This is a genomic window from Microbacterium sp. NPDC087665 (assembly GCF_044743285.1).
Lineage (GTDB): Bacteria > Actinomycetota > Actinomycetes > Actinomycetales > Microbacteriaceae > Microbacterium.
In genome coordinates this window covers 121,082-132,956 of sequence record NZ_JBIUWD010000008.1, presented here as the reverse complement: position 1 = coordinate 132,956, position 11,875 = coordinate 121,082, and the positions used below count along the sequence as shown (strand labels likewise).

5 protein-coding genes and 1 pseudogene are annotated in these 11,875 nt (G+C 64.6%); all 6 read right to left on the bottom strand.

Annotated elements, in window-relative coordinates:
• Positions 1 to 1,030: 1,030 nt before the first annotated feature.
• The 6 genes and pseudogenes from ACIOSY_RS16375 to ACIOSY_RS16350 all read right to left on the bottom strand — a co-directional run bounded on the left by ACIOSY_RS16375 (position 1,031) and on the right by ACIOSY_RS16350 (position 11,579).
• Positions 1,031 to 1,285: a hypothetical protein gene (locus tag ACIOSY_RS16375; RefSeq protein ID WP_400855154.1), complete on the bottom strand. Its 255-nt coding sequence runs from the start codon at positions 1,283 to 1,285 to the stop codon at positions 1,031 to 1,033.
• A gap of 629 nt (positions 1,286 to 1,914) precedes the next feature.
• Positions 1,915 to 3,465, bottom strand: a complete 1,551-nt coding sequence (locus ACIOSY_RS16370; protein WP_400855153.1) for an RHS repeat domain-containing protein — start codon at positions 3,463 to 3,465, stop codon at positions 1,915 to 1,917.
• A 33-nt stretch (positions 3,466 to 3,498) separates the two neighbouring features.
• Positions 3,499 to 3,582: pseudogene (locus ACIOSY_RS16365) on the bottom strand (hypothetical protein); the annotation flags it as partial.
• A 214-nt stretch (positions 3,583 to 3,796) separates the two neighbouring features.
• A complete protein-coding gene (locus ACIOSY_RS16360) occupies positions 3,797 to 4,279 on the bottom strand; it encodes a hypothetical protein (RefSeq protein ID WP_400855151.1) in 483 nt (160 codons plus the stop codon).
• On the bottom strand, positions 4,276 to 10,794 hold the full coding sequence (locus ACIOSY_RS16355) for an RHS repeat-associated core domain-containing protein (protein WP_400855150.1): 6,519 nt from the start codon (positions 10,792 to 10,794) through the stop codon (positions 4,276 to 4,278). Before ACIOSY_RS16355 ends, ACIOSY_RS16360 begins: the two co-directional genes overlap by 4 nt.
• Positions 10,794 to 11,579, bottom strand: coding sequence for a hypothetical protein (locus ACIOSY_RS16350; RefSeq protein ID WP_400855149.1), 786 nt, complete (start codon positions 11,577 to 11,579; stop codon positions 10,794 to 10,796). The genes ACIOSY_RS16355 and ACIOSY_RS16350 overlap by 1 nt, the downstream gene beginning before the upstream one ends.
• Positions 11,580 to 11,875 lie beyond the last annotated feature (296 nt).

Here is an 11,875-nt window from a genome sequence, read left to right as displayed (position 1 = left end):
ACATCGTTCCTGAACTCCTTGGGAAATGCTTTCGGCACGTTGACCATCCTCCCGCGAGAACCAAAATCCTCACAGCGCTGGAGTCAACCAAACCGTCAGCAGTCCCTTATGCCTCGGCAGAATGTGTGCAACCCATTGCCAAGCGCCGCGAAACCAAGCCCTCCTTTGAGAACGACCTCAATGGGCTGATCACCCATCTTCATCGTCGGAGACCCGCTATGAACGTCCGACCACACCCCCAGGGCGAGCCGGTCAGGGCGCGCAACGTATCCGTCTCACCATGCGGCGCCGGGGCTTTCTGCAGCCCTCGAGCTGCAGGAGAACCGAGAGCCCAAGAGTTAGTTCGCGGGACACGGCGTAGCCCCCCGTGAACCATCCCAACGCAACCATTCTCCTGGCTCGAGACCTGAGAGGTCATAACGCGAATCTCCATCGGGGTGCCCACTCACGTAGAGCACAACGGAGCGAGTATCCTGTGGTTGGGCCGCCGGCTCTCGCTCGACGACCAGACCGGCAGGCACTTCCTCGAATAAGACCAGCTCGTCACCGACGGCCAACGAGGCCGCCCCTTTCGCGACCCAGATGGTCTCACCCGCATCCCTCGCATCGCTCGACGCCGCAATTCTGAGATCGCTGACGGTTCCCTGTTCGCAAATGGACGCAACAATCGACCCCCCGTCGCGTTGTAGCGAAATATGCGCTGGTCTAGCCGCATCGCATCCGGTAAGGCCTATCGTCAGGCCGACAACGATCAGTACCGCCGCAGCTCGAAGCGCGGCACCTGCCCGACTTTTCCTATTTACACTCATGCTCGCGCCCCTCATATCCAGTCCCCTCGAATCCCGCTTCCTTCTCAGCATCACCAGAGTCCGATCCAGAACGGGCTAGACCCTTCAGCGGCCGCACCACGGACCGCCCTCTGCGCGTCGGCGAAGACGCGGAATACTCTGACCCGATGACGCACTACCAACGGCCCATACATCACGTCAATCAGCCCGACGACGATCGCGATGTAGTTCGCGATTGTCACTCAATTCTTCCGATGGCGGTCGTCGTGGCGTTTGAAGCTTCGACAGAATCTGTACAACCCATTGCCGAGCGCCGCGAAACCAAGCGCTCCCGCGAGAACGACCTCAATAGGCTGATCCCCCATCTTCATCGTCGGAGAGCCGTCGTGGACGTCCAACCACACCATCAAAGCAAGCAGTGCAACCCCCACGATGATGAGAAGAAGGTTCAGCCAACGGTTCATGATGCCGCCACGTATAGCGATCGGTCGTTCCATGGAATCGTCCGCAGGCAGCTCGGATGTAGCATGCCTCGGAGAGGGTCGGCTCTGCCGGTGCCTACGCCGTTCAGTTCGATGGCCCGTCTCGAGAGCCATCGTGTGTTCGCAATCACGGACGCCAGGGATTCTCGCCACGGGACCATCAGCGCGAGCCGCTCGAAGGGCTTGGCAGCTACGGACACGGTTCTTCGCTGACCGACCCGTCCCAACGAAGCCACTCGCCAGCGCCTGGCTTCGTGAGGTCATACTGCGAGGCACCGGAAGGATCGCCGGTCAAGACCACGTTTACAAAGTCGCTCGACGCTATCTCCGATTGGGTCCCCGGATCACCGTCGAGTCGAAGTCCTGACGGCGGATCATCCAGCAGGACGAATTCTTCTCCCAAAGTAAACGAGGCCGATCCCGTGAGATCCCAGACGGTTTTCTCGGTGTTGATCCACCCTCCCGGGATAGACACTCGAAAATTGGTCACATCGATGTTTTCGCACACGACGGCTCGGACAGATCCGTCGGCGGGACTTAGAGCAATTTGGACCGGCCTGGCTCGATCGCAACCCGTCAGCGACACGACGAGCCCTGCGGAAAGCCCGACGACCATGCCGAGTCGCACGATTGGGCCCACTCGGCTACTTGCATTCACCCTGATAGAGCTCATAGTTCGTTCCCTCCAATCCGGCTTCTCTCTCATACGGGTTGCATGCACTTGCGGCACCGTTGAGTGCCCATGGAATCAGAAAACCCAATCCGCCGCCGCCACGTGCCCACTGCCAGGTGTGATTGATTTCGTGCCGCATGAGATCTTCGTCAGCCAGCATCTCATCAAGTTCGAACCCTCCGTAGATAACGTTCCCTATCGTGATTGCGCCACCCGGCTGTGCGCCCCAACCACTCCCGAAGGGCCCGATGCCTCCTCCCGGCCGCCTCCCGCACGCCACTATCCCGTCGCCGATCGGAACACATACGGCTCCTGTATTCAGTGCGTATGTGAGTCCGACCCAGGTCGCCGTACTGTTGATGTAGCCGCGCGTCGCGCTCGCCGCGCGGGCACCAAGCCAAGTCGCGGCGTTTCCTATCGCTTCACCTGTGACTCTCACCGCGTTGCGGATCCAGCTCAGAGTCGATTCAATCCCAGGGCGGACGCTTCGATCCATCTCGCTGAAGAGGCACGACGCGGGATTGGGCATCAGGAAGCAGCTGCTCGTCGAGGCCAGCCGCGTCCCTCGACAGGCGATGTCACCGAAGCCACAACCACGCAGATTGAGAAGGTGCAACTGTGCCGTGAAGAACGGGGAGCGATTCTGCGGGGTGATCACGCGATCCCTGGGCTTCACCGCTCCGCTGGGCGCGCCCTTGCCAAACGAGTGAGGAGGGACGCTGGCATTCGTCTTGGCTACGGCTGCGGCAATGCCACCCTTCTTCATCGCACTCTTCGCGTTGGCTTTCGCAACCCCGCCCTTGAGCCCGCCACCGATCGGCAGGTACCCGAGGTAGTCACTGAACGCGACGGGTGAGTTCTCGACATACGCGAACCGGTTCAACGACTGCGGCCGCACCAGCAACCCGCGCCACTCATCCGGTTGCACCCACGTACCCGTCACCGTGTCGTAGTCGCGGGCGTAGTAGTGATCCAACCCCAAAGTCGCATCCCCCGGCTGCCCGTCATTGCCGACGAGCGAACCCCACCCGGTGGACTCGTAGTCCGCGCCACCGAAGTCGGCGTAGTCGACGAGATCGGTGATCTGGCCGCCAGCATCCGCCGTCGCCGTCGCATTGCGCATGTCGCCGAGGACCCACTCGTTCTCGTACGCACCATCCTGGAACACGACCCCACCGAGAGGGTCCCGCAACAGATCCGTCACACCATGCAAACCACTATCCGTTGCGACAGGGTCGAACCCGTCCCACACCGTCCCGGTCGTATCCGACCCGAACCGCGTCTCATCCGTCACCGACGCCCGACGATCCAACCCGTCATACGCATACGACGTCGACCTGCCATCCGCCTGCGTCGACAACAACCGTCCCGCCGCATCATGACCGAACGACGTCGACTGACCATTCACCGTCTGAGACGACCGGTTACCCGCACCATCGAACGAATACGACGCCGAACCCGCATTCGCACCCGTCGTCGTCGTGCCCGTCAACTGACCGGCCGCGTTGAACTGCGCCGTCAACTGCGAATCGCCCGCAGGAGAACCCGTCACATCCCACGACGTGCGATTACCCGCCGGGTCATACCCGTACGTGTTCGTCTCACCATCGGATGCTTCGGAACGCGTCAGACGACCCAGATTGTCATACGAATACGCGTGCGAGAGCGTCTCGGTGGTCGGCCCTTCAGGTCGAGGTTCACGCGTATACCTGCGGCGACCTTGTCGAGCCTTTCACAGCACCCTCACCTGTCCTACGAGCCGTAGACGGCACACAACCCCGTCCGAACATCGCCATCGGATCACGCTTCATCCCCTGACACGTTCGAGCATGTGTACCTGGGAACCTGGCGAATCACGGGGCAACCTCGGATCCGCACGGTTGGTCTTGACGATCACCCCTGGGCGAAATCCACTGGCCTTCGACCAATCCACCGTCCGGTATGTAGATCGAGGCCGCAAGCGCTGCCTGTTGTCCGTCATTCAGGCGTACCCGGAGGTATCGAATATCTGACAAGCGAGATGATGGTTCGACGACGACGTTCATTAGCCCGTCGTTCCTACCGCCAATCACAAGGATCTGCTCATCCTTTGTAGAAACCGGTCCGTTGGCCTCCCAAACAAGGCGCGATGAGGTCGCGTCGGATTCCCGTAAGACTTCAGAGACTCGAATCGAATCGATCTCGAGCGGCTCACACAAAGCGAGCAGCAAGTCTCCATCACGGATTGTGAGGGCGTACGGTCCTTGGACTTCCCAGTTGAGGTTGCAACCAATCAGCCCGATGGCCAAGGCGCCGGTCACGAGCCCAGCAGCAACTCCTCGATAGATCAGTCTCACCAGTGGCACAGTTCCTCGTATCCTCCGCCGGGAGCAGCAGTCTGTTCGATCGGGTTCAGACATCCACCCCCTCCGGATTGATTGTTGTTGGTCAGGATCGAAGTGACCAACCCGCCGAGCCACACCAGCGTATAGACATCATTGCCTACGATGGCGGACTGCATAGTGTGCGAGACCTCGTGCTGCGCGAGGCCTTTGTCGTTCATGAAATCATCTCGGAGCTCATTGGTGGTTATAACGTTTCCGAGCGTGATCGTACCCCGCCAGGGTGCTCCAGAACATAGCAAGAGTCCTCGTTCGAACCCGTCACAGCGTCCGCCGAACAGCACTGCGGTGCCTCCGACGAATCCACCGACTATAGACAATGGAAGGTTACGCACCCAGCGAATTGTCGGCATCGACTCTTGGACGAACCATCCGATGCCAGCACCGATACTGTTCAGCACCGATTGGATCCCCGTCCTCACCCCTCGATCCATCTCACTGAAGATACAAGAAGCCGGATTGGGCATCAGGAAGCAGCTGCTCGTCGAGGCCAGCCGCGTCCCTCGACAGGCGATGTCACCGAAGCCACAACCACGCAGATTGAGAAGGTGCAACTGTGCCGTGAAGAACGGCGAGCGATTCTGCGGGGTGATCACGCGATCCCTGGGCTTCACCGCTCCGCTGGGCGCGCCCTTGCCAAACGAGTGAGGAGGGACGCTGGCATTCGTCTTGGCTACGGCTGCGGCAATGCCACCCTTCTTCATCGCACTCTTCGCGTTGGCCTTCGCAACCCCGCCCTTGAGCCCGCCACCGATCGGCAGGTACCCGAGGTAGTCACTGAACGCGACGGGTGAGTTCTCGACATACGCGAACCGGTTCAACGACTGCGGGCGCACCAGCAACCCACGCCACTCATCCGGCTGCACCCACGAACCCGTCACCGTGTCGTAGTCGCGGGCGTAGTAGTGATCCAAGCCCAAAGTCGCATCCCCCGGCTGCCCGTCATTGCCGACGAGCGAACCCCACCCGGTGGACTCGTAATCCGCGCCACCGAAGTCGGCATAGTCGACGAGATCGGTGATCTGGCCGCCAGCATCCGCCGTCGCCGTCGCGTTACGCATATCGCCGAGGACCCACTCGTCCTCGTACGCACCATCCTGGAACACGACCCCACCGAGAGGGTCCCGCAACAGATCCGTCACACCATGCAAACCACTATCCGTTGCGACAGGGTCGAACCCGTCCCACACCGTCCCGGTCGTATCCGACCCGAACCGCGTCTCATCCGTCACCGACGCCCGACGATCCAACCCGTCATACGCATACGACGTCGACCTGCCATCCGCCTGCGTCGACAACAACCGTCCCGCCGCATCATGACCGAACGACGTCGACTGACCATTCACCGTCTGAGACGACCGGTTACCCGCACCATCGAACGAATACGACGCCGAACCCGCATTCGCACCCGTCGTCGTCGTGCCCGTCAACTGACCGGCCGCGTTGAACTGCGCCGTCAACTGCGAATCGCCCGCAGGAGAACCCGTCACATCCCACGACGTGCGATTACCCGCCGAGTCATACCCGTACGTGTTCGTCTCACCATCGGATGCCTCCGAACGCGTCAGACGACCAAGGTTGTCATAGGAGTAGGCGTGGGAGAGCGTCTCGGTGGTCGGCCCTTCGACAGGCTCAGGGACCGACGGCTGCTCAGGGACCGACGGAGTCTCCGGCGCATCCGGCCCATCGACTGGCACGTCGATCTCAGGACCCTCGATCGTGCGCACCGAATCGGTGACACTGCCCGCGGCGTCGTACTCGTACGTGTACTCGAGCGACGCACCCGCCGGAACCGGCGACTCGACCTCGGGCAGCGTGCGCCGCTTCAGGTAGTCCCACGTCTTCACACACGGCTCCGGGTCACCCGCCGTGGGCGTCGAACGCTCCGACAGATACGTGCCGACCGCACGGCACTCCACCGCATCGGTCTTGAGCGGCACGACCGCTTCGGGCTCGACCGCCGGAGCAGCCGCAACCTCCGGCGTCTCGTGCCGCACCCGCGTGACCTGGCCGAGCGCGTCGTAGTCGATCGTGCTCGTCACCTGGTTCGGGCGCGTGATCCCCGTGAGCCGGCTCTCCGCATCCCACGTGTACCCGACATCACCCTCGGGCGTCGACTGCGTGACGACGTCGCCCGCCTCGTCGAACGTGTACGCCGTCGTCGTGCCATCGGGGTACGTCAGCGACTCGCGCAGACCCGCCGCCGTATAGGTCGACGTGAGAGTGTTGCCACGGGTGTCGGTCTGCTCGAGCAGACGCCCCACCTCGTCGTACACCCAGCCGGTCGTACCGGTCGGGTCATCCATCACGATGGGCTGCTGCTCACCGCTGTACTCGAACGACACCTGGCCGTCGCCACGCGTCAGCTTCGCGATGTCGCTGCGCGCGTCATATGTGTACGCGGCGACGAGTCCCGCCGGGTTCGAGACCCGCTCCACACGACCCGCCGCGTCGTAGGAGGTGTTCGTGGCGATGCCCGTCGGACCGGTCTCGGTCGTCTGCCGCCCCGCCGCGTCATACGCGAAGGTCGTCTGCGCAGCGAGCGGATTGGTGATCGACGAGAGCAGACCGTTCGCGGTGTACGCGTACGCGGTCTTCACGTTCGTGTCGGACGACGACGGCTCCCCCGGCTCAAAGCCCTCGGTCACCTCGACCAGCTGCCCGGCCTTGTCGTACGCGAACGCCGTCGCCTCCCCCACCGGATCTGTGGCCCGCGTCTGCCGGCCCGCCTTGTCGTAGGCGTACGTGCTCACGCCACCCTCGGCATCCGTCGCCGTCACCAGGCGCGACGCCGCGTCGTAGGCGTACGTCGTGACCGCCCCGAGCGCATCGGTCTGCGTGACCAGTCGCCCGACCTTGTCGTAGGCGTAGGCGGTGCGCGCCCCGCCCGGAGCGACGATCGCCGTCTGCTGGCCGTTGCGGTCGTACTCGATCGCCGTGGTGCGCCCATCGGCATCGAGGATGCTCGTGATCCGCCCTGCGGGATCGTACTCGAACTCGGTGACGGCGCCCGTGGCATCGGTCTCGCGCAGCACCTGCCCCGCAGCATCCACCTCGTAGAGCGTCGGATTACCGTTGCGGTCGACCACCCCGATCAGTTTGCCGTCGATGTCGTACAGGTGCTCGGTCTTGAAGCCGGCCGGGTCGGTGACCAGCGTCACCCGATCCATCAGGTCGTACGTGTACTTCGTGACCCCGCCCGCGGAATCGGTCTGCGAGACCATGCGCCCCGCCGAGTCGTAGGTGACGGTCGACGAGACACCCGTGGCGTCGGTCGTGGTGGTCGGGCGACCGAGGTCGTCGAACGCGTAGGCCGTCTCGGCTCCCAGCGGATCGATGGATGCCGTCGGCACCCCGGTCTCGTCGTACTGGCGCTCCCACTCCCCGCCATTCGGGTCGATCACGCCGACTGTGCGGTAGGCCTCATCGAGCACGAACGCGGTGGTGCCGCCCTCGGGGTCGGCCGTGGCGACGAGATTGTCCTCCCCGTCGTAGGCGAACGTCGACTGCCCACCCTCGGGGTCGATGACCGTCACGAGGCGCGCCAGCGCATCCCACGAGTAGGCGGTGACCCCGCCCATCGCATCGGTCGCCGCAGTGAGCTGACCCGCCGCGTCGTAGGCGTAGGTCGTGACGCCGCCCTCGGCGTCGGTGCTCGATGCGAGCCGGTCACCGGCATCCCAGGCGAACGATGAGACGCCGCCCGCCGGATCGGTCACCTGCGTCAGCCGGTTGCTGCCGTCGTAGCCGAACGTCGTCACCCGGCCGAGCGCATCGGTCGACGACGTCAGGTTGCCCCGGGCGTCGTACGCATAGGTGGTGGCGGCGCCCGAGGGCAGGATGCTGCGAGTCAGGTCGCCCGCAGCGTTGTACTCGAACCGCACGGTCGTGCCGTCGGCCTGCAACACCTCGGAGATCAGGCCCTGGTCGTTGTAGACGTTGGTCTCGGTGCGATCGCCGTCGAGGTCGGTGACCGTCTCGACATCACCGTCGGCCGTGTACGTGTAGGTCGTGACCGCACCCGACGGGTCGGTCTCGGTGAGCAGGTTGCCGTCATCGTCGTACGTGTACTCCCACGTGCGGCCGGCCTCGTCGGTGTGCGACTCGACGTTGCCGAGGTCGTCGAACTCCCACGTGGCCTTCTCGCCCGCGGTGTCGACGATGCCCGTGATGCGCGATTTGTCGTCGTATTCGAAGACGGCCACACCACCCTCGTTGTCGGTGTACGTGGTCTCACCGTCGGCGTACTCGAAGGTGCGCACGTTGCTCTCGGCATCCAATTGCCGCACCACCCGGCCGGCATCGTCGTACTCGTTCACGAGGTACGTGACGCCGTTCTCGTCGACGGCCGCCAGCATCCTGTGCTCTGCGTCGTACGTGAACGACTGCACCGATCCGTCGGCGCTCGTGATCGACATCAGGTCGCCGGCGTCGTTGTAGGCGAGCGACCAGGTGCGGCCATCGGGCAGCGTGAACCCGGTGATGCGGCCGACACCGTCGCTCGTCACGGCCACGGTCTGCCCTGCGGCATCGGTGATCGAGGTGAGCGGCACGAACTGGTGCACGTTGCGGTCTGCCGGGCCGTACGTGAGCGTCGTGGCGTTGCCCTGACGATCGACGTGACGGGCGAGCTCACCGATGCCCCACACGTCGGCGGCGTCGAAGACCCACGTCTCGCCGTCGTCGCTGGCGAGGTTCAATTGGCCCGCGCCGGCCTCGGTGAGGGTGAGGCCGAGGCCTTCTTCGCCCGTGTATCCGCCGGCGCCGTCGCTGGCGAAGACGAACGATGCCCCGTCGCCCCGCACGATCATGACCGAGTCGTCGTCGAACCGCTGCGCCCGGGCGCCGAGCCCGAACGACCACCCGGCGCCGACCCGCGAGAGGCGGCCGTCCTGCGCGTTGTAGACGAGGTTCGCGGCGATGGACTGCGCGCCTGGACCCGCCAGGTCGAACAGCGGGAACGACTCGACCAGGTTGCCGGTCGAGAACGACACCGGGTCGGCACCGTAGGTCTGGTAGTTCTGGTAGCCCAGCTGGCGCCAACGCGCGAGCTCGGCCTGCGACGGCGGAGACGGCCATCCGCCGAGAACGGGGTCGGTGCAGTCGAAGCCGATGCCCTCGAGGTAGCCACCGAGGCTGCGGAACGTGCCGTCGATGATGCTGCCGAAGCCCTGGTCGATGACCGGGCGGTCGTAGTTGTGGTCGAGGAACAGCGTCTCGATGTGCGCATACGCACCGGGCAGACCCACGAACTGCGTGAACGGGAAGTTCGCGTTCGACGGCTCGACGTTCGCCGGACGACCCGTGTACGTGGGCATGTGCGTGACGAACGAGTCGCGCAGCGAGTTGTCGGCGGCCGACCCACGCGAGTACGCCATCGTGCCGCCCTCGGACTCGGTGCCCCAGCCGTGGCCCTGCCAGGTCGCGAAGCCGAATCCGACGGTCGCCACGGGGTTGGCGGCGGCGGCTCGGCCGGCCCGCACACCCCGGGAGACGAATGGCGTGCCGGTCGGGTTCGTCAGCACCACCTGCGCGTTGCACTGCAGCTCGAGGTACGACTTCAGCCCCTGCACGAGCTGCCAGTTGTACGGGAACTCGGTGGCGGGCGCCGGCGTCTGCACGATGCCCTCGTCGTTGTCGGGGTCGAGCACCACCACCGGACCCGGCGGCACCGGGAACGGCGTACCGATCACGACGAACTGCGACAGGTGGTCGGACTCACCCTTGACGGTCTGCGTCTCGGCATCGAAGTACGAGGGCAGCTCCGTCCAGGGGTCTTCGGGCGTCGAGCGCGTGTAGATGCGCAGAGTCGACGTGGCGACCTCGCTGTCTTTCACCCGCTGCATGTCGACGTCGAACTCGAGCGTGATGCCCGGGATCACGTCTTTCACGGTCGGGCCGTGCTCGGGGTCGTCGCTGGGCAGATCGATCAGCTCGGCGGGAAAGCTCGTGACCTTCTCACCCGCCGCATCGAGCGCGACGATCTCGACCGGGTCGCTCACCACGACGCCTGACGTGTCGACCACGGCCGAACGACGAGCTTGCGCCTCGGCCGGAGCCTCGGTGAGGCTCAGCGAGACGGGGGCCTTCAGCTCGTGACCCGAGAACTGCGCCTGCACGCCCAGAGAATCCGAAGAGACCTCAGCGGGCTCGCCGGGAGCGAGGTCGGACAGAGCGGATGCCGACGTCACGATCTTCGACGCGAGACCGCCCTGTGCGGGCGGAGCAACCGGCGCAGGGTTGGTCACCGGGCCGGTTGCGGGCGTCTGAGGCGCTGCGGGCTCTTCGGTCGGCTCGGAGTCGTCGAGTTCGCCGTCGGCGTTCAGACCGGCGGCGGCGTAGACGCGCTGCAGCACATCATCGCGAGCGGCCTCCATGAGCTGGCCGGGCGTCATCGGGGCCGGAGCTACCGCGCCGACGCCGAGCACCAGCGTCGCGATCGCACTGATCGCGACGGTCCTCGACCACATCAGCGACCAGCCTCGGAAGAGGCGTCGCCGTCGGAGTCAGGGGTGGAATCGGGGTCAGGAGTTGCGTCGGGGTCGGGCGTTGCGTCGGGGCTGTCGAAGACGTCGAGCGGCTCGGCGGAATCGGCATCCGTCTCGCTGGGCGCCGGGGCGACAGCATCCGTCTCGGCGTCTGCGGCCGCCGCGTTCGCAGCGTTGCGCTTGCGCTGCCAGATCCACAGCCCCAGTCCGCCGCCGATCAGCACGACGGCGAGGATGATGATCCACAGCGCGATCGTGCCACCCGTGATGGCGAGGTCGTCGATGCGCACGACGCAGGCGGCGAGCTCCGCAGCATCCGAGACGCCGTTGCCGTCGTAGTCCTCCGAGCCGTCGGCGCAGGTGCGCGTGCCGCAGATCACGAACTCGACCCAGTCGCCGATGCGGTCGCCGTCGGCGTCTTCGAGCGAGTTAGAGCACGTGTCGGTGCCGCAGACCAGGCGCTCGGCGAAGTCGGGGATGCCGTCTTTGTCGCGGTCCTTCGTCGGCGAGGCGCACGTGGTGCTGCCGCACGAGAGCACCTCGGTCCAGTCGGGGATGCCGTCTTCGTCACGGTCTTCGGTGCCGATCGCGCAGGTCGCGGTGCCGCAGACCTCGCGCTCGACCACATCGGGGATGGTGTCGTCGTCGGCGTCTTTGGTGTCTGCCGAGGCGAACACCAGGCCCGTGTCGACAACCGACGCGGAGGCCACGACGGTCTCCCCCGCCGGAAGCGACATCGCGGCCGATGCCACGACGGGCGTCGACATCAGCGACACCAGTGCGACTACTCCGACAACAGAACGCGCGACAACACGTCGCACCATTTCTCCGGTCACCACATTCCCCCGAATGCTCACAGGCGCTACATATGCACCTCTCTGAACACTCACAGTGGTCTATGGGTTTAACCGATCGCAAGCCAATATTCGCGACACGCCGGGCCGAAAAGAAACTTTCCAAAATGCCGTCATAAAACGGTCGCGAACTCGTCTAGGCGATAGCACGAGCACTTTCTCGCGAACGCGCATTTGGCATTTCGGTATATCGGATGTCCTATTCACGG